Consider the following 24,769-nt stretch of genomic DNA (forward strand, 5'->3'; position numbering starts at 1 on the left):
CCGTTCGCGAACCGTCGCCGGAACCCCGCTGTCCAGAACGTTTAAACGGCGGGTGGGGCCGTGTACCGAGAAAACGAGTAGCGGAGATAACCGTTATTCGGCTGCGCGTTCCCCGACTGTCGCCGGCTCGAAGCGCTCCACGAGCCCGGCGAAGTCGTCGTCGAAACTCAGCACGCCGTCGAGGCCGCGGCGCTCGACGGCCGCAATCGTCGTCGCGTCCGTGAAACTCAGCCTGTGGTCGTCGTACTGTTCGAACACGTCGATAGCGTCCTCGAAGATGTCCTCGGACACGCGGAGTAGTTCGTACGCCTCCGGATACCGGCCGGCCCCGCGTAGCCGTTCGCCGAGTCGCTTCGCCGACGACGCGTCACCGCGGGCCGCCGTCAACGTCACCGCCTCGTCGTAGACGTAGTCGCTGACGTACGGCTGGCCGAGCACGCCGTCGTACACCGCGTCGAGCGCTTCACTCGCCTCTTCGTGTCGCGCCGCGTCGGTGTCGTGGTCCGCGTAGACGACGCCCGTGTCCACGAGCACCGTCATCCGTACAGGATTTCGTCGATGTCCTCCTCTGTCGTCTCGACGCCCGAGTCGAACCGGCCCTCACGCATCAGCTCCTTCTCGTCCTCGGATAGCGGTACCGTCGACTCCCGGAACGAATCGACGACCTCCGTCCGGGACTCGTAGGCGTCGTCGATGAGCCTCGACAGCAACTCCTGCTGGGTCACCGACCGTCCCGTCCGCAGGCGAATCTCGGCCTGCAGCTCCTCCAGCCGCGACTTGGCGTCCTCGTCGACCTTTACGGCCTTCGACATACCTGGTAGTTCCCTCCGAAACTGGGTAAACGTTTCCACGACGTCACGGGGGACGTGGTGACGCCCTCTCGAATGGTTCGACAGCGACCCTCTTCTGTTCGCTTAGCCCGTCGTCTCACTACGTTCGACCACGCGGCTCCCACCGCCGTGTTCCGTCCGCCGCTCACGCACGCGCACGGTACACACCGTCTCGGTGGCGTCGTCGACGACGAGCGCGTCCCCGGTCCGTGACGGCAGCCGCGCGCTCACCGACCCGGAGAGGTACGTCGGCCGCGCCGCCGAGAGCGCGTCCACGTCCCGCGCGGACGTGAGCCGGTGGGCGACGACCAAATCCGACTGCGAGACCGCCGTCTCCGGGAGTGCGCTCGGGCGCTGGGTCGCCAGCACGACGCTCGCGCCGGGAGCACGGCCGCGCGTGTACAGCGTGTCGACGGCCGCCGCAGCCGCACCGCTCGCGCACGCGTGCGCTTCGTCCACCAACAGCCACGGCAGCCGCTTGGAGCCGTCGAGCGCCGCGCGGTAGAGCCCGTCCGCGACCGCAGCGACGACCGCCCGCAGCGCCGGCGTTTCGAGCGCAGTCCCGTCGACGACGGCGCCGTCCGCGAGCAGGTCCCGGGGCGTTGGCGCGTCCGGCGCGAAACACCCCCACGAATCGGCGAGCGCGAGGTGGTTCGCGGCCGCCCGCCGCGCCGCGTCCGCGGCGTCCGCGTCGGCCACCCACGCGCGCATCTCGTCCAGCGATTCCCCCTCTGTCGCCGCGCGCCAGACGAGCGTCCCCGCGGGGCTCGCCGGGTCGAGGTCCAGCAGCTCGCACCACGCTCGCGGCGGGAGCGCGGCCGCCCGAACGCGCGGCTCGACTACCGGCACGCCGGCCGCCTCCAGCCCCGCGAACGCGCCCATCGGATCGACGACGACGGGCGCGACACCCGGCGTCTCCGCCAGTCCCTCCGCGAGGACGCCGAGCGTGTACGACTTTCCGCTGCCGCGCTTCCCCACGACGACGCCCGCGTGCGGTCCCGAGAAGTCCACGCCGACGCGCGCCCCGAGGCTCCGGTCCGCCGCGAGGTACCGACCGAACCGGCCAGAGACGCCGTCGGCTCCGTCCTCCCTGCCGAGCACGTCCATAGCTCCCGTTGCTCCCGTCCTCTCGGATGAACCCTCGTGCGAGCCTTCAAGTGCGAAGCCGGGACCAACCCGCGGCGTGTTCGACGCACTCCCGCTCCGGCTCGACCAGTTCGCGCGCGACGAGCGCGCCATCGAGGGGCTGCCCGTCCGGCTCGTCATCGCGTTCGTCGTCGGCGTCGCGACGCTCAGTGTGATGCTCAGCATGGTCTCGGGCGTCGACACGCTCGCCGTGAGCGAACTCGACGCCAGCCCCGACCCCGACGTCGTGACGCCCGGCGACCAGTCCGTCGACGTGACCGCCGTCGACGCCGACGGCGACCCGGTCGCGGGCGCGACAATCGTGGTGAAATCCGGCACCGCCGACCTGGACGGCGTAGCCACCGCTACGACGGGCGACGACGGCGTCGCGACGCTGGACGTCGACCCGAGCCTCGGGCAGAACCAAGTCGACGGCACGCTACGGATATCGGTGAAACCGCCGGCTGGCTCGGACTACGCCGACCGCCGCGAGAACACGGAGATACTCGTCGTCGAGGATTAGGCGCGGTCCCAGTCGATCCAGTCGTGTTCCCAGCCCCGCCGGGACTCGGCCTCTTGGGCCGCGCGCTCGCGGTCCTCGCGGACCGTGCGATTGCGCTCGACGGCGCTCGCCTGCTCGCCGTCCACCAAAAGCGGCGCGAACATGACGGGTCCGTGGACGGAGACGACCTCGCCGTCCTCGACGGCGACCAGCCGCTGGTCGGTCGTCCCCTCGGGGTAGACGAGCCGGCCGCCCTCGACGAGCTGGTCGAGCAGCGCCGCGGGCGGGTCGACCGCCGCGGCCTCCACGAGCACGCGGTCGAACGGCGTGTACTCCGGTAGCCCGCGGGCGCCGTCCCGGCAGTCCACGAGCACGTCACCGTAGCCCGCGTCGGCGAGGTTCGAGCGCGCGTCGTAGACCACGCGCCGGTCGATGTCGACGGCGTGGACGTGCGCCGCGCCGACGATCTCCGCGAGCACGGCGACCGTGTAGCCGACGCCCGCACCCACGACGAGCACGTCGTCGCCCTCCTCCGGAGCGAGCGCGTCGACGAGTCTGCCCACCGTCGACGGCGCGAGCACTCGGGTGCCGCGGTGTTCGAGGGACTGGTCGGTGTACGCGCGCCGCCCCGCGTCCACGAACTCGTGGCGGGGGACGTCCCGCATCGCTCGCGCGGTCGGCCGCGCCCGGACGACAGCCTTCGTGTCGTGCTCGAGGCTGTCGACCATCTCCTCCCGTAGCGCCGCGAACTCCATGCCCGGAATTCGCCGCGCAGCCTATTCAGTTGCGCGCCTCCGCCCGGCGACGAACCGGTAGGCGGTGCCGGGAACATCGCCCGCGCGAACGTCCGCGAACCCCGCGTCGGCGAACCACTCGCCGACCGCGCCCTCCGCGTGGACCGCACCCTGCTCGGTCGTCGCGAGCAGCTCCGCGGCCACACCGGCGTCGAACGCTCCCTCGCGGAACGCGTCGACGTGTATCGCCATCCCGTCCTCGCCGGCGGCGTCGCTGGCGGCCGACAGCAGCCGGCGGTTGTCTTCAGGGCCGTACTCGCGGGCGACGCGGGCGTGGAACACCAGATCGAAGTCGCCGTCGACGCCCTCCAGCGGGTCGCCCGCGACGAGGTCGACGTCCTCGCGCTCCAGCAGCGGGTCCACCGCGTCCACGACGTCGCGGGTGTCCAGCAGCGTCGCGTCGAACCCGCGGCGGGCGAACTCCACGGCGTGCCCGCCCGGCCCGCCGGAGACCACGAGCACGTCCTCGGCGTCGGGGTGCTCGCGGACCGCCGCGGACACCGCCGCGCGCACGCTCGCGTCGTCCTCGGCAGCACGCGCCCCGAGACGGTTTCGCGTCCAGTTCCCCGGACGCTCCGAGACTTCCCCGGTCTCCATCGTTTCCGGCAGGTCGACCAGCGCCTCCACGCGGTCGAGCTCGTGGGGGAGCCGGCCGATGGAGCGCACGTCCGTCTTCGTGACGAACCCCAGCATCCGGTTCGTCGGCTCGACGCCCGCCTCGACCTCCTCCAGTAGTCCCATGTCGAGGAGCGCGTCGATAGTCACGCGCGCAGCGCGCTCGGTGACGCCCGCCTCCTCCGCGACGGCCTCGGGCGTGTACGCGTTCGACACGAGCGCGTCCAGCACGCCCGTCTCGCGGGCCGCCCGCAGCAACAGTAGCTCGCGGTAGTCCATACGTGACCGTCGGTACGTGCCGGGATAAATTCAGTTGCCGGGTCCCGTCGACTGCCGCTCCGTCCGCTACTCGCCGCCCTGCATCCGCACGAACCGCACCGCGCCCTCGTCGGATTCGACCAGTCCGCCGTCCTCGCGTTTCTCCGCGCGGACGAGCCGCTGGCTGGCGCCGCCGATGGGCGCGACGAGGCGGCCACCGGCCCGCACCTGCTCGACGACCGCGTCCGGGAATTCGGGCGCCGCGCACGTCAGGTACGCGGCGTCGTAGGGCGCGTGCTCCGGCCAGCCCTCGTGGCCGTCGCCCTGCCGGACGGAGACGCCGCCGTAGCCCGTGGCTTCGAGGTTCTCGCGCGCCCGCTCGGCGAGCTCTGGGACGTACTCGACGGAGTAGACGTTGCTCGCGCCGACGAGCTCCGCGGTGACCGCGGCGTGGTAGCCACACCCCGTCCCGATTTCGAGGACCGTCTCGCCCTCGCGGAGGTTGAGCTCGCTCGCCATGATGGCGACCATGTGCGGCGCGCTCACCGTCTGGTCGCTCCCGATGGGGAGCGGCCGGTCGTCGTACGCCGCGCTCCGGCGGGATTCCGGGAGGAAGCGGTGCCGCGGCACTTCCCGAATCGCGTCGGCGGCGAGCTCGCTGACGTTCGGGCGTGCGGCCAGCCCGTCTGCGAGCCGGTTCCGTGCCGCTTCGAACTCGCCGTTCGCGCGCTCGTCGTCGGTCATGGTTCCGGATTCACGTTACCAGGCGGACCACGCGCCGCTGGATTCGTCGTCGCCGTACACGCGCTTGACGTCCTTCGCGAACACGACGTCGCCCTCGTCGCCGAGCTTCGGGAACTTGTAGCTGTCAATCGCGTTCTCGCGGACGTGGATGCCCGTCACCGTGAAGGCTTCCTCGCCGAACTCCTCGGTCTCCCCGACCTCGAACTCGTAGTCCCCGGGCACGTGGACCTCCAGGCTCCGGCTGCCCTCGTCGCTGCCCTCCTTCGGGTTGACCGTGACGCCCACGCTGACGTTCCCGACCTCCCGAGTCCACAGCGTGTCGACCTCGGTGGCCTCGGCGCGCGTCGTGCGGTCCTCCGGGCCCGCCTCGATGCTCGTCACGCGCACCTGCGCGATGAGCTCGTCGGTCTCCACGACGAACTCGTCGCCCTCGTAGATGGTTTCCTCCGGGTCGAACTCCGCGGTTCCGGTAAAGGACTCGCCGTCCTGCGAGACGACGACGTCGACGCTGACGGAGGACTCGGACTCGATGGCTTCCTTGTGGACGTGGCCGCAGTCGGTACACTTTACGGTCGCGTTGCCGCCGCCCGTGGTGAGTACCTCGTGGACGGTCTCGAGGTCCGGCGAACACGACGGACACTCGAAGGGGACGTGCTCCCCGACGTTCTCGCTCATACCGCCATCTAGCGGTCGCGTACGTAAAAGACCGCGGAGTTACGGGCTCGGCAATTCGACTTCCTCACCGTCGGCGAAGACCGTGGGCTCCCGGATGATGCCGTCGAGGTGCAGGGGGGCGTCCGTGTCGCCGCCGATGCCGGCGTCGTCGCCGATGGCGACGTGGACGGTGCCCGCGGCCTTCTCGTCGAGGAGGACGCTCCCGACGAGCTCGGTGACGGCGACGTTCGTACCGATGCCGAGCTCCGCGAGGTTGTACGCGTCGTCGCCGACCTGCTCGCTGGCGGCCTCGACCTGCTCGCGGACCTGCGAATCCGAGATGTCCGTGACGTAGCCGTCCTCGACCTCGAAGGTGAGCTCTTCGTCCTCGTCGAGGCGGCCGTGGGGCATCATCGTGCCGTCGACGACGTACGTGCCGTTCGCGTCCTCGGGGGAGACGAACACCTCGCCCGCGGGGAGGTTCGAGAAGTCGCCGGGCTCGTGGACGATGCCGGTGTCGTCGCGCCACTCGCGGTTCCCGGGTTCGAACGTGGTGTCCGTGCCCGCGGGCGTCGTCACACGGAGTTCGTCCGCGTCCTCGACCTGCGCGAGCATGTCCTCGCAGTGCCGGGCGATGGTCTCGTAGTCGGCGTCGAGACCGGTCGTGAACACGTCCTCCGTGATGCCGGGGAGGGTTGCGCCGCGGGCGCCGGCGTCGTTGGCGGCGCCGCGAGCGCGCGTGTGACTCAGGCTCTTCGTCGTCGGCGCGATGAACACGTCCGCGTCCGCCATCGCGGCGGCGACGGGGCCCGGCGGCTCCTCGCCGTGCTGGTCGCCCGGCGGATACCGAAGCAGCGTCGCGTCCGTGATCTCGCTGGCGACCTCGTAGAGCGCCTCGCCGATCTCCCGGCGCTTGTCGTCGGTGACGACCACGCAGGACTCCTCGGGTTCGAGGCCGAGGCACTGTTCGACGGCGGTCTCCGCGGCCGCTCGCAGGGCTGTCATGCTCGGGCGTTCTCGCGGAGACGCGTTAGGTCTTGTTGCTCGGCCCCGCCGCCGACGACTTACTCGAATCGCGGTAAATCGGTTCTGCGAAACGGTTAACCGGCGGCGCGTGGCAGTTTCAGGTACATGATTCGCGTCGGCATCAACGGCTACGGCACCATCGGGAAGCGAGTCGCGGACGCGGTCCGCGACCAGCCCGACATGGACGTCGTCGGCGTCGCCAAGACCCGCCCGAACTACGAGGCCGAGCAGGCCGTCGAGCGCGGCTACGACCTCTACGCCGCAATCGAAGACCGCGCCCACCAGTTCTCCGAGGCCGGCATCGAGACCGCGGGCCTCGTCGACGAACTCGTCGCGACCAGCGACGTCGTCGTAGACGCCACGCCCTCCGGCATCGGCGCGCAGAACCGCTCGCTGTACGAGGAGTACGACACGCCCGCCATCTACCAGGGCGGCGAGGACGCCGGCGTGGCGGACGTCTCGTTCAACGCGCGCTCGAACTACGACGACGCCGTTGACGCCGACCACGTCCGCGTCGTCTCCTGCAACACGACGGGGCTCTCGCGGCTCGTCGCGCCGCTCCGCGAGGCGTACGGCGTCGAGAAGGTGCGCGCGACGCTCGTGCGGCGCGGCGGCGACCCGAGCCAGACCGGCCGCGGCCCCATCAACGACATCCTCCCGAACCCCATCTCGATTCCGAGCCACCACGGCCCCGACGTGCAGACCATCTTCCCCGACCTCGACATCGACACGCTCGGGCTGAAGGTGCCCGCGACCCTGATGCACATGCACGCGATAAACGTCGAGCTCGCCGCCGAACCCGACGCCGACGAGGTCCGGGACCTGCTCGGCGAGCAGTCCCGCATCACGGTCGTCGACGAGGACCTCGGTATCGAGGGGACGGGGCAGCTCAAGGAGTGGGCGCTCGACCGCGGTCGCCCGCGCGGCGACCTCTGGGAGAACTGCCTCTGGGGCGAATCCGTCACCACCGAGGGCAGCGACTTCTACTGCTTCCAGGCCATCCACCAGGAGTCCGACGTCGTCCCCGAGAACGTCGACGCGATCCGCGCGATCACGGACAGCGCGGACGCCGCGGAGTCGGTCGCGACGACGAACGACGCCCTCGGAATCTGATCGACCCACGAATCGTTAACCTATCCCTTTCTCACACTTTTGTAACTGAAGGAAAACCGCGGTAAGTCGTCCACCCGTACGTTCACGTGTGGAGGTGTTCACGATGGCACGACAACACTCGACCGGTCGTTTCGTCGCCGGCGCGCTCGCGGTGATCGCCGCAGTCGTCGCGGTGCCCGCGCTCGCCGGCGGACTCGGCGGCACCGCCGCGCCGATGCACCACGCGGCTGGCGGACACGTCGGCGGGTACGCGATGGGCGGCGGCTGGCTCGGCCTCGGCGGACCGGTGTGGTGGCTGCTCCTCGCGGCCGTCGCCGGCGTCGGCCTCCTCGCGTTCAGCGGCCGCGACGACACCGACGGCGACGACGCGCTGGCGGCGGCCCGGCGCGCGTACGCACGCGGCGATCTCACTGACGAGGAGTACGAGCGGCGCCGCGAGGCGCTCCGGACCGACGACTGACCGCGCCCGAGTCGGCCGCTCGCTCCCCAGACTCACACAGTCCGAACGCTTTTCGGTCGGCCCGCCTAACGTTCGGCCATGAGACGCGACGACCGGGACGACCCATTCGACGACATCTTCCGCGAGATCGAGCGGATGATGGACGACATGATGGACGGCGCGAGCGGTTTCGACGGCGACCAGTCCGGGTTCTCGACCGACACCCACGTCGACGTCCACGAGACCGACGACGAGGTGCGCGTCATCGCCGACCTCCCCGGCGTCGAGAAAGACGACATCTCCGTGCAGTGCGACGGCGAGCAGGTCACCATCAGCGCGCACGGCGAGACCCGCGAGTACGACGAGCGCATTACTCTCCCCGGCCCCGTCGACCCGCGCTCTGGTTCCGCGAGCTACAACAACGGTATCCTAGAAATCACGTTCGAGCGCGACGGCGAGTCGACGAACATCGACGTCGAGTAGTCAGCGCTCGCGCGCCGCAGTCTTCTCGACCACGTCCGCGAGCGCGTCGTAGAACCCTTCGTCGTACTTCTCCTCGTCGTCGATCGTCGGGCGCGCGTTCGTCTCGTTGACCACCGCGCGCTCGTCGGTCACGAGCAGATCCACGCCCAGAAAGTCGATGTCGAGTGCCGAAGCAGCGTCCACCGCGAGCTCCCGCAGCTCCTCGGGGAGCTCCACGCCGGCGGCGTCCGCGCCGCGGTGGACGTTGTGCTTCCATCCCTCCGGCGCAGACCGCCGAACTGCGCCGACGACCTCGCCGGCCAAGACCATCACGCGGTAGTCCGCGGCGTCCGGGAGGAACTCCTGCACCAGGTAGGACTTGTCGCCGGTCGCGCGGTAGTCGTGGACCAGTTCGAGGTAGTCGGTGACGCCGGACAGCGAGTCCGCGTCGTGGACCTTCGCGACGCCGACGCCGCGCGTCGTGGAGTTCGGCTTCACGACCACGGGCGCGTCGAAGCGCTCGAACGCTGCGCGTACTTCGTCCTCGTCGGCTGGATTCGAGACGTAGACCGTCTCCGGGACGGGGACGCCGGCGTCCGCGAGCGTCGCGAGCGCGCCGGCCTTGTTCCGGGAGCGCAGCACGGCCGCGCGGTCGTTCACCCACGGCACGCCGAGGAACGCGTCCACCACGCCGCCCTCCATCAGCCGCCCCGGGAACACGAACCCCGCGTCGAAGCGCTCCGGGTCGACGGGCGGGTCCGACAGCGGCGTGACGGCCTCGCGGACGGAGACGTGTTCGGCGCGAATCCCGCGGTCCGCCAGCGGCCCGCGCATCCGCTCGAACGTCTCCGTGTCGTTGGCGACCGCCAGCCCGAGCATACCTCGGAGTCGTCGCTGGAGGGCTAAAAGCCGGCGGTCGAAATCGAGAAGCCGAAGCCGTCGCTACGCACCAGCGAAACCGAAGAGAAGCGGCCGGGTTACCGGACCAGCAGTTCTTCGCCGCGCTCGACGTTGATCTTGCACGGCGGCGTGATCTTGTTGTACGCGCGACGGAACGCCTCTTTGACGGCTTCCGCCTGCTCGACCTCGCAGTACGCGGTGAACAGCTGCTCGCCCGGGTAGATGCGGGCGGCGGTGCCGACCGGGACGCCGAACGCCTGGCGCATCCCGTCGGAGACGCGGTCCGCACCCGCGCCGGTCGCCTGCTTGTTCTCCCGGATGATCTGGTGGGGGAACTTGCGGAGGCTCATCTTGTAGTTGCCCTCGCCGAGTTCCTTGATGAGGTGGCGGTTCGCGGACAGGCGCGCCGCCTCCAGGGAGCCGTGGCGGAGCTGGCACTCCTCCTCGGGCACGAGGCTGATCTGGACGGGGTAGTCGTCGGCGTCCGCCTGCAGGTCGCCCATCTGGTGCTGTGCGATCTTCGAGCCCGGAATGCCCGTGACGTAGTCGCGACGGGTGTACGACGGCTTGTCGATTTTCCGGTACATGGAGGCCGGCTTCTCGGACATGGTTACTACTGCATGCTCAGGGTCAGCGCGCGAATAAAGGCTTCGAACCCGCTCCGCCGCGTGGCCGGCCGCTCCGCCGCTGACGGCCCGCCACTTCCCACCACTCGTCCCGAGTACCGGCGGGCCGGCGCCGGAACCCGGCCGCTTTAGCCGCACCGGTCGCAAACCCGGGTATGACTTTCCACGAGTTCGAGGACCTGCGAGACGCGCTCGCGGACGCGGACTTCGACCGGCCGCCGGCGTTCGTCGCGAACGCCCACGTCACCGGCGTCTCCGTCGCTCGCGCGCTCGACGCGCACGGCGTCCCCGTCGTCGCGCTCGACCGCTCAGGCGACGGCGCCGCCCCGCCTTCCAACGCCGTCGACTACGCCGGCCGCGTCACGTACCCGCTGGACGACGAGGTCGGCTTCCGCGAGGACGTCGAAGCGCTCGCCGCAGAACTCGACCATGAGCCGGTCGCGTTCGGCTGCATGGACGAGTGGGCGCTCGGGTTCGCCGAGACCGAACCCGACGGCGTCCGCCTGCCGTTCGCGGACAGCGAGACGATGGACGCCGTCCTCGACAAGAGCTCGCTGTACGAGACCTGCGAGGAGCTCGGCATCCCCTACCCCGAGACGTACCGGCTCTCCGAGGTCGACCCCGAGGACGCCGCCGACGAACTCGGCTTTCCGCTCGTCGTCAAGCCAGCGCGCAAGCGCGAGTTCGAGGAGGCCGTCGGCACGAACATCATCGAGGTCGCGGATCGCGAGGAGTACTTGGACGTCGTGGAGATGGCCCAAGAGACCGGCATCGAAATCATGGCCCAGGAGAAGGTCCCGGTCGCCCGTGGCGAGGACCACTCGCTGGCCTCCTACGTCCCCGAAGACGGCGACCCGCTCGCAGTCGTCGGGAACGCCCGCGTCCGCGCGCCGCTCGGCTACGGGACCTCCTGTGTCGTCGAGCGCGTCGACAGGCCCGAGATCGAGGAGCGCGCGCTCGCGGTCATCGATACGGCAGGCTACCACGGCATCAGCGAGGCCGAGTTCGTCTACGACCGCGACCGCGACGAGTTCGTGCTCCTCGACGTCAACACGCGCCCGTGGAAGTGGATCAGCATGCCCGTGCAGGCCGGCGCGAACCTCCCGATGGCCGCCTACGCCGACGTCACCGACGCCGAGTACGAGCCCGACCCCACGAACGACGCGCGCTGGGTCTCGCTGGAAGATTACCTTCCCCTGCTCGCGAACGACGACCTCGCGGACATCTTCTCTACGGACGACTGGGAGGCACTCGCGTCCGGTGACTTCGAGACCGGTAGCGACCTCACGACCGCCGTCTTTCGGCCGAGCGACCCCGCGCCCATCGCCCACCGCCTCGACGTCGAGTTCGGCGGCCGCGACTACTACTGCTCCTGCTGACATTCAAGTGCGAAGCCGGGACCAGCCCGGCGCGTGACCTGACCACCGCCCGGCGCGGTTCCGCGGGAGTGCGACGCGCCGCGCCGGCCCGCTTCGTCGCCTGTCAGCCCCGGTTCGGCGAGCGTTGCCGCTCTCCGTGACAACGCCACGCGACCGTCGCGACCGGCCGGCTTAAACGCCGCATCCCCCTACCCGGGCGCAATGAGCGACCGGATGCGGCTGAACCTCTTCACGATGGACTCCGTGGAGCACGTCTCCGTCGGGTCGTGGCGGCTCCCCGGCGACCAGTCCCACCGCTACCGCGACCGCGAGTACTGGACCGACGTCGCCCGCACCGCCGAGCGCGGTGGCTTCGACGCCGTCTTCTTCGCGGACGTCCGCGGCGTCTACGACGTCTACGGCGACTCCCGGGAGACGGCCGTCGAGAAGGCGGTCCAGACGCCGTCGAACGACCCCGCGTACCTGATTCCCGCGATGGCCGAGGTCACCGACGACCTCGGGTTCGCGGTCACGAAGTCCACGTCGTACAACCACCCCTACCAGCTCGCCCGCGAGCTCTCCACGCTCGACCACGTCACGGACGGCCGCGTCGCGTTCAACGTCGTCACCTCTTACCTGGAGTCCGCAGCGGACAACCTCGGCTACGACGACCGCATGGACCACGACGAGCGCTACGACCGAGCCGACGAGTTCATGGACGTGCTGTACGCGCTCTTCGAGGACTCCTGGGACGACGACGCCGTCGTCCGCGACCGCGACAGCAGCGTCTACACCGACCCCGAGAAGGTCTCGGCCGTCGACCACGAGGGCGAGTACTTCGACGTGCCCGGCCCGCACGGTGCCGAACCGTCCCCGCAGCGCACGCCCGTCCTCTACCAGGCTGGCTCCTCGGACCGCGGCCGCGAGTTCGCCGCGGAACACGCCGAAGCCGTCTTCGTCAGCCAGCCCTCCGCGGAAGCGGTCGAGGACTACGTCGACGACCTCCGCGAGCGCGCGGCGTCCCACGGCCGCGACCCCGACAGCCTCGCGTTCTTCCCCGGCATCGTCCCCATCGTCGGCGAGACCGAGGCCGTCGCTGAGGCCAAGTACGACGCCTACACCGACCACATCGACACCGAGGGCGTGCTCGCGCTGCTCTCCGGGTTCGTCGACGTGGACCTCTCCGAGCTCGACCCCGACCAGCAGCTCGAACACATCGAGACCGAGGCGATTCAGGGCGTCGTGAACGCGTTCACGTCGAACGACGACCGCGACTGGACCGTGCGGGAGGTCGCGGAGTTCGCCGGCCTCGGCACCACCTCGCCCGTCGTCGTCGGGACGCCCGAGCAGGTCGCCGACGAGTTCGAGTACTGGTTCGACGAGGTTGGCGTCGACGGCTTCAACGTCAAGGAAGTCGCACGCCCCGACAGCCTTCGGGACTTCGTCGACCTCGTCGTCCCCGAGCTCCGCGAGCGCGGGCTGCTCCGTGAGGAGTACGAGGGCGAGACGCTCCGGGAGACGACGTTCGGCCGCCGCGGCCTCCCCGACGGCCACCCCGGGAGCAGGTAGACCAGCGAGGACAACGGTTTTCTCCCCGGCTCGTGTGGCTCACAGCGATGGCAGACACCGCAGCGGACGGCGACCAGCGGATTCACGTGGGGGAGACGGCCGACGGCGACCGACTGGATTTCCCCATCGTGGAGATGCTCACCGGTCGCGGGTTCGTCACCGGGAAGTCCGGGTCCGGGAAGTCGAACACGACCAGTGTCGTCGTGGAGGAACTCCTCGAGGCCGGCTACCCCGTGCTCATCGTGGACACGGACGGCGAGTACTACGGCCTCAAGGAGGAGTACGAACTCCTGCACGCGGGCGCCGACGAGGAGTGCGACATCCAGGTGAGCGTCGAGCACGCCGAGAAGCTCGCACACCTCGCCTTAGAGGAGAACGTTCCCATCATCCTGGACGTCTCCGGCTACCTCGACGACGAGGAGGCCGACGACCTGCTCCGGGAGACGGTCCGGCACCTCTTCGCGAAGGAGAAGAAGCTCAAGAAGCCGTTCCTGCTCGTCGTCGAGGAGTGCCACGAGTACATCCCGGAGGGCGGCGGCGTCGGCGAGACCGGCAACCTCCTCATCAAGGTGGGCAAGCGCGGCCGCAAGCACGGTCTCGGCGTCGTCGGAATCAGCCAGCGCCCCGCAGACGTCAAGAAGGACTTCATCACGCAGGCGAACTGGCTGGTGTGGCACCGGCTCACGTGGGAGAACGACACCAAGGTCGTGGGCCGCATCGTCGGCAGCGAGTACGCCGACGACGTCGTCGACCTGGGGGACGGCGAGGCGTTCATCCAGACGGACTGGAGCGACGAGATGGTCCGGCGCGTGCAGTTCAAGCGCAAGCGCACGTTCGACGCGGGCGCGACGCCCGGCCTCGACGACTTCGAGCGCCCCGACCTGAAGTCCGTCAGCGGGTCGCTGATGGAGGACCTCGGGGAGATCACCGACCGCAAGGAACAGGAGCAGAACCGCGTCGAGGAACTCGAATCGAAACTGGAGAACCGCGAGGAGCGCATCGCGGAACTGGAGTCCGAACTGGAGACCGCGCGGGACGTCTCCGCGGCGGCGCGGAAGATGGCGAACGCGCTCGCGCACGGCGACGGCTCGCCCCCGGACGGCTACCAGGCGACCCTCCAGACGAAGAACGAGCAGATCGACCGCCTCGAGTCGCGAATCGACGAACTCGAGTCGAAAGTCGAGAACGGCGCAGTCTCGGCCGCGCCGACCGACGACACGACCGACGCAGAGACCGACCCGGCCGAGCCCGACACGGCCCGAGCCGGCGACGACGCCGACGACGGCCCCCAGGACGCGGTCGTGGACGCCGTCCAGGACCGCCTGCGGCGACGCGGCGAACGCAGCAAACTCCAGGAGGGCGCTGGACCCGGTAGTGAGAGTGAGTCTGACGGCCCGACACCGGAGGCGGTCGTCGACCTCCTGCAGGCGCCGCCGGTGGTCACGCGCGTGAACGCGGCGCGCCGCGACTCGAAGTGCAACGACGACGCCGCGTGGAGCGTCGTCTCCGAGCTCGCGACGAACCCGGGCACGACCGCCCACGACCTCGCTGCCGCCGCGGGCGTCGACGTCGAGCCCGTCCACACGCTGCTCAGCGAGCTCCGGAGCCGCGACCTCGTCGCGCGGAACGACCGCGCGTACGCGTTCAACGCCGACCGGATGCGCACGCTCGTCGAGCACGACGACCCCTCGAAGCCCCGCACGGAGCTCCGCGACCAGTGGGAGCCCTGACCCGGCGGGCGAGTCCGTTTCACCAACACCTAACCGACAGGCTGTCGACTGTTCTCGCATGGTCCACAACGACAGCGAGACGTTCGACATCGGCGGCGAACTGACCGTCCACCGGCTCGGCTTCGGCGCGATGCGCATCACCGGCGAGGACGTCATCGGGTCGCCCGACGACGAGGACGAAGCCCGCGACGTGCTCCGGCGCGCCGTCGACCTCGGCGTCGACTTCATCGACACCGCGGACTCCTACGGCCCCGGCGTGAGCGAGCGTCTCATCCGCGAGGCGGGCGTCACCGACGACGCCGTCGTCGCGACGAAGGCCGGCCTGCTTCGGAATCGCGCCAGCGACTGGATCCCCCACGGCGACCCCGACTACATCAAGAACGAGGCGCTGGCCTCGCTCGACCGCCTCGGCGTCGACTCCATCGACCTCTACCAGTTCCACCGCCCCGACCCCGATACGGACTTCGAGGACTCCGTGCACGCGTTCGCGGAGCTCGAGGACGACGGCCTCGTCGACCACGTCGGCCTCAGTAACGTCTCCGTCGAACAGCTGGAGACCGCCCGTGATATCGTCGACGTCGCGACCGTCCAGAACGCGTACAACGTCGCCGACCGCGAACACGAGGCCGTCCTCGAAGCCTGCGAGGACTACGGCATCGGGTTCATCCCGTACTTCCCGATGGGCGGCGGCGACCTCGGTGGGAAGCGCTCGGACCTCGAAGCCGTCGCCGACGACCACGACGCGACCGTCCGGCAGGTCGCGCTCGCGTGGCTGCTCGAGCACTCGCCCGTGACGCTCCCGATTCCCGGGACGTCGAGCGTCGACCACCTCGAATCGAACGTCGCCGCCAGCGGCCTCGACCTCTCCGAGGACGACCTCGCGCGACTGGAATAAGCAGCGGTAGCGAGTCTCTTTCTACCGGCCGGTGTACCGTGCGACGGTCGCAGCGAGTAACACGAGCGCGCCCGTCACGAACGTTCCGGGGATTGGCAGCACGAACACGAACGCGCCGACGGCGAACGCGAGACTGGAAGCTCGCATGTCTACGTAGTCGGCTTCGCCACGGGTACATATTCCGGCAGAACCGAACACACCTGTCGCTACGCGGTGTGAGCGTCTGAAAACGATACCTCCTGTCCAGCGTCAACGACGCTGGCGTGTCACCGAATTACAGCCGAGTGAGGTTCGTCGCGCGCGGACCCTTGTCGGCCTCCTCGATGTCGAACTCGACTTCCTGACCCTCCTCGAGGTCCGGGCCGCCGATGTCCTCCATGTGGAAGAACACGTCCTCGTCCGCGTCGTCAGTCTCGATGAATCCGTAACCGCCAGTGTCGTTGAAGAAGTCAACCGTACCGGTTGCCATTGCTCTTGGAGAGACGCACCGTTCGTTAATAACCTTTGTGGCACGGGCCGAGAGCGCCGAACCGCAGCGCTACCGGCGTAGCGGCCCGCTACCGGCGAGCCGGCGGCTGTTGTCGCCCTTCAGCTCTCGACGATGTCGTGGAGGTCCTCCAGACAGTCGATCTCCCACGTCGGCCAGACGTTCAGCTCCCAGTCGCGGCGGTGGGGCCGCCGGATGAACGCCGAGTCGATGCCCGCGTTCTCCGCGGCGCGCACGTCCGACTCGTTGTCGCCGACGAACAGCGCCGAGTCCGCGTCCAGGTCCGCGAGCGCGCGGTCGATGTAGTGGGAGTTCGGCTTCCGGCGGCGGAGGCTCTCGATCGTCGGCTCGCGGCCGTACGCCGCCCCGAACAGGTCGTCGACGCCGAAGTGCTCGAGCACGAAGTCGACGGTCGCCTGCTGGTTCGAACTCACGATGCCCATCGAGGCGTCGAGGTCGTGCAGCGTGTCGAGGTCGTCGTAGAGGGTCTTGCGGCCCTCGCGGACTTCCTCGTACTGGGCCTCCGCGGCGGTCTGGTCGCGCGTCGGCCAGAACTCGCCGGGCTTCAGCCCGTAGCGGCTGCAGACGTCGCTGACGGTCTTCGGCGTCGCGCCGATGGTCATGTCCTCGATGTCGTCGGGGTCGGGGTCGGTGACGCCGAACTGCTCGAACGTGTCCTCGGTCGCCGCCTGCAGCACGTCGTACCGCGTGCGGCCAACGAGGACGCCGTCGTTGTCGAACACGACGGTGTCGTAGGTCATAGTTCTACTATGGAGCGTCGCATTGATAAACGTTTCAGCGCGGCAACGGCGCACTGACGGTTCGTTCTTTCGGCCGCGCCGACCGCTCGGACGACCCCCGTCCCCATCTACGACCCCGAAACGCCCATTAACGCGACCTTACTCGCTGAATCCGGTCGTACACGGTGTCTGGCGCCCTGTTATGTCATACCTACTAACGGTAGGTAGTGATTTATGTACCTCTCCGCGTTACGGTTCCGCGAACGCTCACATGCTCCAATCAGTAGACGAGGCGGTCCAGCGACTCGACGACGTCCGCCCGCTCGTTCGACCGACGTACAACGAGTTCGAAGTCCGACTCCTCCCCCCGTACGGCGACCCCGAAGTCCACATTCCCGGCGAGTTCGGCACCTACGTCGCCACCGGCGTCGTCCTCGGCGCCGCCGCCGAACTCCTCGACGAGTGACGCTGACTGCAGACGACTGACGCGTTTCGACTGTCGCTCCTCCTCGTGGATACGAGCTCTGTGAGCCTGCTCACCGTGCTACGGCCGCAGGAACGTATTCAGGACGGAGCGAACGCTCGTCGAATCGAAATCGCGTAGAATCGGGATGCCGCCTCCCCGATTTGAACGCCGTGAGACGTGCTCGCTGCGCTGCGCGCGACTCACGAGCTCAAATCGGGTCGGGAGCAGTTTCACTGCTCCCCTCGTTCGCAGGAAAATGCCGCCTCCCCGATTTGAACGGGGGACAGCTCGATCTTCAGTCGAGTGCTCTCCCAGTCTGAGCTAAGGCGGCTCGCAGTCGAGACGACGGCAGTTGTAGGAAAAAGCGTTTCGAATCGGCGCGGGGCGGCGGGACGGCCGTGTCGCTCGGTCAGTCCGGGTCAGTCGTCGGACGGCGCCGTGCTCGTGACGTATACCGAGGGCTGCCGGCGCACGAACTCCGCGACGAACGCGGTGGCGACGGCCAGCGCCTGCAGCGCGAAGTACGGCCACAGGAGCAGCGGCGCGGCGTACTCCACGCGGTCGTGGCGGCGGCCGTCCCGATAGTCGAGCGCGAACAGCAGGGACGCCGCCAGAATCGGCCCGAGCGCGACCCACGCCCACAACGGCGCCGTAGTCGAGCCGAGCGGGAACTGCCCGGCGGCGTAGACCCACGCGACCGCCAGCAGCGGCGACGCCAGCGCGACGAGCGGGAGCAGGACGACGGCCGCCAGCGTCAGCGCGAAGTCCACGCGAGCCCGTAGCGGCGGCGGGTCCGATGTGAGCCCCGAATCGAGGTGGCGGCGCGCGACCTGCATCCCGCCGCGGGCCCACCGCTGGCGCTGGCTCCACCACGCGGACAGCGACGCCGGGTTCGTCTCCCGGGTGACCACGCCCGGGTCGACGCGAATCTCGCCGCCCGCGCGCCGGACGCGGTACGCCATCTCCACGTCCTCGATGAGAACTGACTCGTCGAACGGCCCGATCTCGTCGAGTGCGGACGCCCGGAACAGCGCCTGACCGCCGGTGAACAACGCGAAGCCGCCGACGAGGTCGCGGACGTAGAACTCCGTGCGCTCGACGAGCCCGCGCTCGACCGTCGCGCACAGGGACAGCAGCGAGTCACCGGGATTCGTCCCGAAACACCGCCCCTTCACGCACCAGACGTCGTCGTCCTCGAACCACCGGACGGCCCGCCGGAGCGCACCACGCTCGGGGCGCTGGTCGGCGTCCAGCACGAACACGACCTCGCCGCCCGCGCGGTCGAGCGCGTAGTTGGTCGCGGCCGCCTTGCCGCCCGGCGGCGCGGGTCGCTCCACCGCAACCACACGCTCGTCCGCGCTCACGAGTTCCGCCGCAACGTCGCCGGTGCCGTCGGTCGACGCGGCCTCGTAGCCCACGACGACCTCCAGTTTCTCGCGCGGGTAGTCGACCTCCAGACACGCCTCGACCGTCTCTGCGAGCACGTCGGCCTCGTTGTACGCGGTCACGAGGACGCTCACCGTCGGGAGTTCGGAATCCGGCGGCTCCGCGGGCGGCTCGCGGCGGACGAACGCCAGCAGCGCCGCTGCGACCGCGCGCGTCGACAGCGCGAGTCCGAACAGGAGTATCGCCGTTGCTCCGACCCGCGCGTATCCCGGGAGGAGGACGCCTGGCGCGACCAGCACGGCCGACAGCGCACCCGCAACCGCGGCGGTCCGTGCGTCCCCGGACCACGACCCGTCGGGCGTCGACACTTCCATCGTCTCCCGTAGACCGCAGCCGCCCGGAAAGTTACCGAGAGGCTTCACAGCCGTGGCTGTCGCTTACTGGTGTGTAGAGTGGGTTCGGGCGGATTTTGAACCGAAGCGAGACTCACTTCGTTCGTCTCGCAGGGTTCAAATCGCCCTCACCGCACAAGCTGAGCGACGCGAACGGCACGGAGGCCGTTCGCGATCGCGTAATACAGTGGGTTCGGGCGGATTTGAACCACCGACCTCGGCCTTGTAAAGGCCGCGTCATGACCAACTAGACCACGAACCCTCGTCTCACGGAAGTCGCGCCGCGGCCTAAACCGTTTCCTTTCGGCGGAACGTCCAAACCCCGGGCCGTCGTAGGCCCTGCCATGAGTTGGCGCACGCTCGCGGTGGTCTGCCTGCTGGTCGTCGCCGGCTGCGCGGGGCTCTCCGCGGACTCGACGACGACGCCGGATGCGACGACGAACGCGGGAACTGACGCGGCGACTGCCGACGACCGGACCCGTGTCTACATCGAGGACGAGAACGGCACCGAACTCGGGAGCGCCACGGTCGAACTCGCGGAGACGCAGAGCGAGCGGTACACGGGCCTGAGCGAGCACGAGTCCCTCGGCGACGACGAGGGGATGCTGTTCGTCTACGACCAGGAGGGCCACCACACGTACGTGATGCGCTCGATGTCGTTCCCCATCGACATCGTGTACGTCGGCGCGAACGGCCGCATCACGCGGATTCACCACGCGCCTGTCGAGGAGGACAACGAGGACCTCACGGGCTACGAGGGCGTCGGGAAGTGGGTGCTCGAAGTCCCGTACAACTGGACGATCGAGCACGGCGTCGAGGTCGGCGACCGCGTCCGTATCGAGGACTGACTCGGGGACTGCTCGACGTCTCCGGGGTTGTTTCGATTCGTAGGGAAGTGTTTTTGTCCAGTCGTCACTTCTCCCAAGAAGAATGAGTACAGCTATCGAAGACGACGACCCCTTCGAGGAGCAGCGCGAGGAGGTCGACAACGCGATGTACCGCCTGTTCGACGAGTACGGGCGGGACAACCAGTTCGCGGCGCTCGTCGGCGTCCTCGCGAGCGTCTTCGCGCGCGTGCTCGACCTCGTTCCCGCCATCATGCTCGGGTACGCCGTCGACGCGCTCACGCAGGGGCAGACGTTCCTCCCGTTCCTCCCCGCCTCGCTGCGGCCCGCGACGCGGACCGAGGAGCTGTTCGCGGCGGTGGCGGTCATCGCCGGAGCGTTCTTCGTGGGCGCCGGCTTCCACTGGCTGCGCAACTGGGGCTGGAACTCCTTCTCCCAGCATATCCAGCACGCCGTCCGCACGGACACCTACGACAAGATGCAGCGCCTGAACATGGACTTCTTCGCCACCAAGCAGACCGGCGAGATGATGTCCATCCTGTCGAACGACGTCAACCGCCTCGAGCGGTTCCTCAACGACGGGATGAACTCCGTGTTCCGGCTCTCCGTGATGGTACTGGCCATCGGCGTCGTGCTGTTCGTCTACAACTGGCAGCTCGCGCTCATCACGATGCTGCCGGTGCCCGTCATCGCGTGGTTCACGTACCGCTTCGTGAAGGCCATCCAGCCGAAGTACGCCGACGTCCGCTCTTCGGTCGGCCACCTGAACTCCCGGCTGGAGAACAACCTCGGCGGCATCCAGGTCATCAAGACGTCGAACACGGAGTCCTACGAGTCCGAGCGCGTCGACGGCGTCTCCCGGGAGTACTTCGACGCGAACTGGGGCGCCATCACCATCCGCATCAAGTTCTTCCCGGCGCTGCGCATCATCGCCGGGACGGGGTTCGTGCTGACGTTCCTCGTCGGCGGCTACTGGGTGCTCGTCGGGCCGCCGCCGCTGATGTCCGGAACGCTGTCGGCGGGCGAGTTCGTAGTGTTCATCCAGCTCAGCCAGCAGTTCGTCTGGCCGATGGCGCAGTTCGGCCAGATCATCAACATGTACCAGCGCGCCCGCGCGTCCAGCGAGCGCATCTTCGGGCTGATGGACGAACCCGCGCGCATCGAGGAGAACCCCGGCGCGAAGGCGCTCGACGTCGCCGACGGCGACGTGGTCTACGACGACGTGACGTTCGGCTACGACGACGAGCCCATCGTCGAGGACGTCGACTTCGAGGTCGAGGGCGGGAACACGCTCGCGCTCGTCGGCCCCACGGGCGCCGGCAAGTCCACGGTCCTCAAACTCCTGCTGCGGATGTACGACGTCGACGAGGGCGAAATCCGCATCGACGGACAGGACATCTCCGAGGTGACGCTGCCGAGCCTGCGCCAGCACATCGGCTACGTCAGTCAGGACACGTTCCTGTTCTACGGCACCGTCATGGAGAACATTCAGTACGGCACGTTCGGCGCCGACCGCGAGGAAGTCGTGGCGGCGGCGAAGGCCGCAGAGGCCCACGACTTCATCACGAACCTCCCCGAGGGCTACGACACGAAGGTCGGCGAGCGCGGCGTCAAGCTCTCCGGCGGCCAGCGCCAGCGCATCGACATCGCGCGCGCCATCCTCAAAGACCCCGAGATTCTCGTCCTCGACGAGGCCACTTCGGACGTCGACACGGAGACGGAGATGCTGATTCAGCGCAGCCTCGACCGCCTCACCGAGGACCGCACCACGTTCTCCATCGCGCACCGCCTCTCTACCATCAAGGACGCCGACAAGATCGTCGTCCTCGAAGACGGGAAGATCGTCGAGCGCGGCACCCACGACGAGCTGCTCGCGGAGGACGGCCTCTACGCGAACCTCTGGGGCGTGCAGGCGGGCGAAATCGACGAGCTCCCGGACGAGTTCATCGAGCGCGCGGCCGAGCGCACCGCCCACGTCGACGAGGAAGCCGAGGACTGACCTCGCTGCCGGGAGGGCAGGCTACAAACCGCGGCGGTGCATTGGGCCGCGTATGCGACTCGCGGACGCGACCTGGACGGACGCCGACGCCGCCGACACGGACCTCGCGCTCCTGCCGGTCGGGAGCACCGAACAGCACGGCCCGCACGCGCCGCTCGGCACCGACCACGTCACCGCCGAGACCGTCGCCGAGACCGCGGCATCGAACTACGACAGCGAGGTCGTCGTCGCGCCGCCGCTGACCGTCGGCGTCTCCGAGGAGCACCGCCAGTTCACGGGGACGCTGTGGCTCTCCCCGGAGACGTTCCGCGCGAACGTCCGGGAGGTGGTCGCGAGCCTCGCGAGCCACGGCTGGGACCGCGTCGTCGTCGTGAACGGCCACGGCGGCAACGCCCCCGCGCTCGGCGAAGTCTGCCAGCGGATCACCCGCGACGGCGACGCGTACGCGGTGCCGTTCACGTGGTTCGACGCGGTCGGCGACCACAGTTCGGACATGGGCCACGCCGGCCCGCTCGAAACCGCGTTCCTCCGGCACGCGCACCCGAAGCTCGTCCGCGAGGACCGCCTCGACGAGGCCAGAGAAGGTGCCAGCGACCGCTGGGGGGAGTGGCAGTCGCACGCCAACCTTGCCGTGGACTCTGCGGAGTTCACGGAGAACGGCGTGGTTGGGGATCCGACCGACGGCGACGCGGACCGCGGCGAGGAACTGCTGTCGCTGGCCGTCGACTCGCTGTGCGGCCTGCTGGACGCCGTCGCCGACCGGGACACGAGCCGGCCGCCGCACAAGTAGTTACGCTTCGTCTTCCTCGTTCTCGTCGTCGTCCGCGCTCTCCGCTTCGTCCTCGCCGCCCTCGTGGGCGTCTTCGAGCGCCGAGCGGAGCTCCGGAATCGTCGACGCGAGCTCGCCGACCTGCTCGCGGGCGGTCTCCAGGTCGCCGAGCACGCCCTCGACGGCCTCGATTTCGGCTTCGAGGTCGTCGGCGTCCTCGAAGGCGTCCGCGCGCTCGCCCACGACGAACGCCTTCTTCGCGTCCCGGAGGTGTTCCTCGACGTCGCCCGTGTCGAGCGCCGAGCGCAGCGCGTTCAGCACGCCGAGCGTGTTGTCCGCGTCGACGGTCCAGACGTCGTCGGCGGCCGGCAGCTGCTCGCGGGCGGCGTCCAGGTGCTCCTCGACGTCGGCGCGCATCTCCTCGGCGGCCTCGCCGAACAGTTCGTCGTCGTCGAGCGATGACTGACTCATGTCCCGTGATTCGCCCGCATCTGATTTAAAAGCACGCCCCGTGGCGGACGTGAACGCGGCTCACTCGACGCTCGCGAGCTCCATGAGCGGGTACCCCTCGTGCATCGCCATCTCCGCGACGACCTCGCTGCCCTCGTAGTCGACGACCACCTCGACCTCCATGTACTCGCCCGTCAGCTCCGTGTAGCCGTGCTCGGTGTCCAGCTTCTCGGTGAGGATGTCCACTGTCACGGACTCGCAGAACGGCTGGTTCTCGATGGACTCCTCGATAGCGGTCTCCAGGCTCGGCGCGCTCTCCGGGCTCACGGGCGTCCCCGCGAACTGGTGGTAGAGCGCGCCGAACTTGATGCCCGCCTCGAAACACGCCTGCTGGGCCTCGGTTGCCATACCCGTGCCGTCGGCCGGCCGGGGCTAATCGTTGTCGCCTCGCGCGCTCGCGTCGCTCGCCCGCGAATCGCATGTTTCATTGCGTCGCTCTTCCAGACTCCCAATCGAATGGACGAACCGGTCCTCCTCACGGGCGCCGCCGGGCGCGTCGGGCAAGCCATCCTCGACGGCATCGGGGACGACTACGAGTGGCGGCTGTTCGACCGCGAACCGCCGACCGGTGACGTCGACCACGAGACCGTCGTCGGCGACATCACCGACGAAGACGTCGTCCGCGACGCCGTCGACGACGTCGGCGCCGTCGTCCACCTCGCCGGCGACCCCCGGCCCGAGGCTCCGTGGGAGAGCGTCCTCCGGAACAACATCGACGGCACCCAGACCGTCCTCGACGCCGCCGTCGACGCGGGCGTCGAGAAGTTCGTGTTCGCGTCCTCGAACCACGCGGTCGGCCACTTCGAGACCGAGCGCAAGCCCGACCTCTACAAGCGCGACCACGACTACCGCCTCGACGGCTCCGAGCTCCCGCGGCCCGGCAACCTCTACGGCGTCTCGAAGGCCACCGGCGAGACGCTCGGCCGGTACTACCACGACGAGCACGACCTCTCCTTTGTCGCCGTCCGCATCGGCAACCTCACCGCCGGTCACCCGCCCATCGACTACGAGCGCGGGCAGGCGATGTGGCTGTCGCCGCGGGACTGCGCGCACCTCTTCGACTGCTGTCTGCGCGCGGACTACGGCTACGAGATCGTCTACGGCATCTCCGACAACGACAGGAAGTACTACAGCCTGGAGCGCGCCCGGGAAGTGCTGGGGTACGACCCCCAGGACAACTCCGCAGAGTGGGACGGCGACGAGCGGGTCCCCGACGCGGAGTAATTCGGCCGTTTCTCCTCGACCGGCTACGAGATCGTCTACGGCATCCTCGCGAGCGAAGCGAGCGAGGGCTCGACAGGCGAGGGAAGCGAGCCTGTCGGCGTCTCCGACAACGACAGGAAGTACTACAGCCTGGAGCGCGCCCGGGAAGTGCTGGGTTACGACCCGCAGGACAACTCCGCGGAGTGGGACGGCGACGAGCGGGTCGACTGACTCTCGAATCCGACAGACCGCCCGATAGCGGGGAGTTCACGTTCGTTCACTCACAGATGGATTTATACGTACGAGCGCGTAATCTTCCCCTATGCGACACA

At 69.1% G+C, this 24,769-nt stretch carries 29 protein-coding genes, 2 tRNA genes and 1 pseudogene; 14 read left to right on the plus strand and 18 right to left on the minus strand.

Annotated features, from left to right (window positions below):
* Nucleotides 1-93: 93 nt before the first annotated feature.
* The 3 genes from G9C83_RS02480 to G9C83_RS02490 form a co-directional block, all read right to left on the minus strand.
* On the minus strand, nt 94-540 hold the full coding sequence (locus G9C83_RS02480; protein WP_167244536.1) for a type II toxin-antitoxin system VapC family toxin: 447 nt from the start codon (nt 538-540) through the stop codon (nt 94-96).
* Nucleotides 537-812, minus strand: coding sequence for a hypothetical protein (locus tag G9C83_RS02485; protein WP_167244537.1), 276 nt, complete (start codon nt 810-812; stop codon nt 537-539). The genes G9C83_RS02480 and G9C83_RS02485 overlap by 4 nt, the downstream gene beginning before the upstream one ends.
* 102 nt (nt 813-914) lie before the next feature.
* The gene (locus tag G9C83_RS02490) at nt 915-1,937 is read right to left on the minus strand and encodes a DUF87 domain-containing protein (protein ID WP_167244538.1); all 1,023 of its coding nucleotides are present in this window, start codon (nt 1,935-1,937) and stop codon (nt 915-917) included.
* A 76-nt stretch (nt 1,938-2,013) separates the two neighbouring features.
* On the opposite strand from G9C83_RS02490, the gene G9C83_RS02495 reads away from it, so the two are divergent.
* Entirely contained in the window at nt 2,014-2,478 is a 465-nt protein-coding gene (locus G9C83_RS02495) for a carboxypeptidase regulatory-like domain-containing protein (protein ID WP_167244539.1), read from the plus strand.
* Here G9C83_RS02495 and G9C83_RS02500 read toward each other — a convergent pair.
* The 5 genes from G9C83_RS02500 to G9C83_RS02520 all read right to left on the minus strand — a co-directional run bounded on the left by G9C83_RS02500 (nt 2,475) and on the right by G9C83_RS02520 (nt 6,527).
* Complete coding sequence (locus tag G9C83_RS02500; protein WP_167244540.1) at nt 2,475-3,212, minus strand: protein-L-isoaspartate O-methyltransferase; 738 nt, start codon at nt 3,210-3,212, stop codon at nt 2,475-2,477. The genes G9C83_RS02495 and G9C83_RS02500 overlap by 4 nt on opposite strands.
* Before the next feature lie 21 nt (nt 3,213-3,233).
* A complete protein-coding gene (locus G9C83_RS02505; RefSeq protein ID WP_167244541.1) occupies nt 3,234-4,145 on the minus strand; it encodes a hypothetical protein in 912 nt (303 codons plus the stop codon).
* Nucleotides 4,146-4,211: 66 nt separating this feature from the next.
* Entirely contained in the window at nt 4,212-4,868 is a 657-nt protein-coding gene (locus G9C83_RS02510) for a protein-L-isoaspartate(D-aspartate) O-methyltransferase (RefSeq protein WP_167244542.1), read from the minus strand.
* Between the two features lie 15 nt (nt 4,869-4,883).
* The gene (locus G9C83_RS02515; RefSeq protein ID WP_167244543.1) at nt 4,884-5,543 is read right to left on the minus strand and encodes an HVO_0476 family zinc finger protein; all 660 of its coding nucleotides are present in this window, start codon (nt 5,541-5,543) and stop codon (nt 4,884-4,886) included.
* Between the two features lie 39 nt (nt 5,544-5,582).
* Nucleotides 5,583-6,527, minus strand: a complete 945-nt coding sequence (locus tag G9C83_RS02520) for an aminopeptidase (protein WP_167244544.1) — start codon at nt 6,525-6,527, stop codon at nt 5,583-5,585.
* A gap of 126 nt (nt 6,528-6,653) precedes the next feature.
* Here G9C83_RS02520 and G9C83_RS02525 point away from each other — a divergent pair, with 126 nt between their 5' ends.
* The 3 genes from G9C83_RS02525 (at nt 6,654) to G9C83_RS02535 (ending at nt 8,583) form a co-directional block, all read left to right on the plus strand.
* Entirely contained in the window at nt 6,654-7,661 is a 1,008-nt protein-coding gene (locus tag G9C83_RS02525) for a type II glyceraldehyde-3-phosphate dehydrogenase (RefSeq protein ID WP_167244545.1), read from the plus strand.
* A 103-nt stretch (nt 7,662-7,764) separates the two neighbouring features.
* The gene (locus G9C83_RS02530; protein WP_167244546.1) at nt 7,765-8,121 is read left to right on the plus strand and encodes an SHOCT domain-containing protein; all 357 of its coding nucleotides are present in this window, start codon (nt 7,765-7,767) and stop codon (nt 8,119-8,121) included.
* Nucleotides 8,122-8,199: 78 nt separating this feature from the next.
* The gene (locus G9C83_RS02535) at nt 8,200-8,583 is read left to right on the plus strand and encodes an Hsp20/alpha crystallin family protein (RefSeq protein WP_167244547.1); all 384 of its coding nucleotides are present in this window, start codon (nt 8,200-8,202) and stop codon (nt 8,581-8,583) included.
* On the opposite strand, the gene G9C83_RS02540 is transcribed toward G9C83_RS02535, so the two are convergent.
* Both G9C83_RS02540 and G9C83_RS02545 read right to left on the minus strand, forming a co-directional pair.
* Nucleotides 8,584-9,441 (minus strand): RimK family alpha-L-glutamate ligase, encoded by an 858-nt coding sequence (locus tag G9C83_RS02540; protein WP_167244548.1) that lies wholly within the window; start codon nt 9,439-9,441, stop codon nt 8,584-8,586.
* A 98-nt stretch (nt 9,442-9,539) separates the two neighbouring features.
* On the minus strand, nt 9,540-10,070 hold the full coding sequence (locus G9C83_RS02545) for a 50S ribosomal protein L16 (protein WP_167244549.1): 531 nt from the start codon (nt 10,068-10,070) through the stop codon (nt 9,540-9,542).
* Nucleotides 10,071-10,243: 173 nt separating this feature from the next.
* On the opposite strand from G9C83_RS02545, the gene G9C83_RS02550 reads away from it, so the two are divergent.
* The 4 genes from G9C83_RS02550 (at nt 10,244) to G9C83_RS02565 (ending at nt 15,640) form a co-directional block, all read left to right on the plus strand.
* Nucleotides 10,244-11,467: a carboxylate--amine ligase gene (locus G9C83_RS02550; RefSeq protein WP_167244550.1), complete on the plus strand. Its 1,224-nt coding sequence runs from the start codon at nt 10,244-10,246 to the stop codon at nt 11,465-11,467.
* A 201-nt stretch (nt 11,468-11,668) separates the two neighbouring features.
* Nucleotides 11,669-13,015: an LLM class flavin-dependent oxidoreductase gene (locus G9C83_RS02555; protein WP_167244551.1), complete on the plus strand. Its 1,347-nt coding sequence runs from the start codon at nt 11,669-11,671 to the stop codon at nt 13,013-13,015.
* A gap of 47 nt (nt 13,016-13,062) precedes the next feature.
* Nucleotides 13,063-14,745: a DUF87 domain-containing protein gene (locus G9C83_RS02560; protein ID WP_167244552.1), complete on the plus strand. Its 1,683-nt coding sequence runs from the start codon at nt 13,063-13,065 to the stop codon at nt 14,743-14,745.
* Nucleotides 14,746-14,803: 58 nt separating this feature from the next.
* A complete protein-coding gene (locus tag G9C83_RS02565; protein WP_167244553.1) occupies nt 14,804-15,640 on the plus strand; it encodes an aldo/keto reductase in 837 nt (278 codons plus the stop codon).
* Nucleotides 15,641-15,661: 21 nt separating this feature from the next.
* Here the strand turns inward: G9C83_RS02565 and G9C83_RS16115 are convergent, their stop codons facing one another.
* The 3 genes from G9C83_RS16115 to G9C83_RS02575 form a co-directional block, all read right to left on the minus strand.
* Nucleotides 15,662-15,787 (minus strand): hypothetical protein, encoded by a 126-nt coding sequence (locus G9C83_RS16115; RefSeq protein WP_279587133.1) that lies wholly within the window; start codon nt 15,785-15,787, stop codon nt 15,662-15,664.
* A gap of 127 nt (nt 15,788-15,914) precedes the next feature.
* The gene (locus G9C83_RS02570; RefSeq protein WP_059055516.1) at nt 15,915-16,109 is read right to left on the minus strand and encodes a cold-shock protein; all 195 of its coding nucleotides are present in this window, start codon (nt 16,107-16,109) and stop codon (nt 15,915-15,917) included.
* 119 nt (nt 16,110-16,228) lie between these two features.
* Nucleotides 16,229-16,888, minus strand: coding sequence for an HAD family hydrolase (locus G9C83_RS02575; RefSeq protein ID WP_167244554.1), 660 nt, complete (start codon nt 16,886-16,888; stop codon nt 16,229-16,231).
* A 250-nt stretch (nt 16,889-17,138) separates the two neighbouring features.
* Here G9C83_RS02575 and G9C83_RS02580 point away from each other — a divergent pair, with 250 nt between their 5' ends.
* Complete coding sequence (locus G9C83_RS02580) at nt 17,139-17,333, plus strand: hypothetical protein (RefSeq protein ID WP_167244555.1); 195 nt, start codon at nt 17,139-17,141, stop codon at nt 17,331-17,333.
* A 257-nt stretch (nt 17,334-17,590) separates the two neighbouring features.
* Here the strand turns inward: G9C83_RS02580 and G9C83_RS02585 are convergent.
* The 3 genes from G9C83_RS02585 to G9C83_RS02595 all read right to left on the minus strand — a co-directional run bounded on the left by G9C83_RS02585 (nt 17,591) and on the right by G9C83_RS02595 (nt 19,373).
* A tRNA-Phe gene (locus G9C83_RS02585) sits at nt 17,591-17,664 on the minus strand.
* Between the two features lie 88 nt (nt 17,665-17,752).
* A complete protein-coding gene (locus G9C83_RS02590; RefSeq protein ID WP_167244556.1) occupies nt 17,753-19,093 on the minus strand; it encodes a glycosyltransferase family 2 protein in 1,341 nt (446 codons plus the stop codon).
* A 206-nt stretch (nt 19,094-19,299) separates the two neighbouring features.
* Nucleotides 19,300-19,373: transfer RNA gene (locus G9C83_RS02595), tRNA-Val, on the minus strand.
* Between the two features lie 82 nt (nt 19,374-19,455).
* Here G9C83_RS02595 and G9C83_RS02600 point away from each other — a divergent pair.
* The 3 genes from G9C83_RS02600 (at nt 19,456) to G9C83_RS02610 (ending at nt 22,745) form a co-directional block, all read left to right on the plus strand.
* Complete coding sequence (locus G9C83_RS02600; protein ID WP_167244557.1) at nt 19,456-19,959, plus strand: DUF192 domain-containing protein; 504 nt, start codon at nt 19,456-19,458, stop codon at nt 19,957-19,959.
* An 82-nt stretch (nt 19,960-20,041) separates the two neighbouring features.
* Nucleotides 20,042-21,955 (plus strand): ABC transporter ATP-binding protein, encoded by a 1,914-nt coding sequence (locus tag G9C83_RS02605; protein ID WP_167244558.1) that lies wholly within the window; start codon nt 20,042-20,044, stop codon nt 21,953-21,955.
* A gap of 52 nt (nt 21,956-22,007) precedes the next feature.
* Complete coding sequence (locus tag G9C83_RS02610; protein ID WP_167244559.1) at nt 22,008-22,745, plus strand: creatininase family protein; 738 nt, start codon at nt 22,008-22,010, stop codon at nt 22,743-22,745.
* On the opposite strand, the gene G9C83_RS02615 is transcribed toward G9C83_RS02610, so the two are convergent.
* Both G9C83_RS02615 and G9C83_RS02620 read right to left on the minus strand, forming a co-directional pair.
* Complete coding sequence (locus G9C83_RS02615; protein WP_167244560.1) at nt 22,746-23,195, minus strand: DUF5790 family protein; 450 nt, start codon at nt 23,193-23,195, stop codon at nt 22,746-22,748.
* A gap of 60 nt (nt 23,196-23,255) precedes the next feature.
* Nucleotides 23,256-23,582, minus strand: coding sequence for a dihydroneopterin aldolase family protein (locus G9C83_RS02620; protein ID WP_167244561.1), 327 nt, complete (start codon nt 23,580-23,582; stop codon nt 23,256-23,258).
* Between the two features lie 108 nt (nt 23,583-23,690).
* Here G9C83_RS02620 and azf point away from each other — a divergent pair, with 108 nt between their 5' ends.
* Both azf and G9C83_RS15975 read left to right on the plus strand, forming a co-directional pair.
* Nucleotides 23,691-24,458: an NAD-dependent glucose-6-phosphate dehydrogenase Azf gene (azf, locus tag G9C83_RS02625; protein WP_167244562.1), complete on the plus strand. Its 768-nt coding sequence runs from the start codon at nt 23,691-23,693 to the stop codon at nt 24,456-24,458.
* 102 nt (nt 24,459-24,560) lie between these two features.
* Nucleotides 24,561-24,668, plus strand: a pseudogene (locus tag G9C83_RS15975) (NAD(P)-dependent oxidoreductase); the annotation flags it as partial.
* Nucleotides 24,669-24,769 lie beyond the last annotated feature (101 nt).

Origin of the sequence: Halobacterium sp. R2-5, assembly GCF_011734195.1 — an archaeon.
Lineage (GTDB): Archaea > Halobacteriota > Halobacteria > Halobacteriales > Halobacteriaceae > Halobacterium.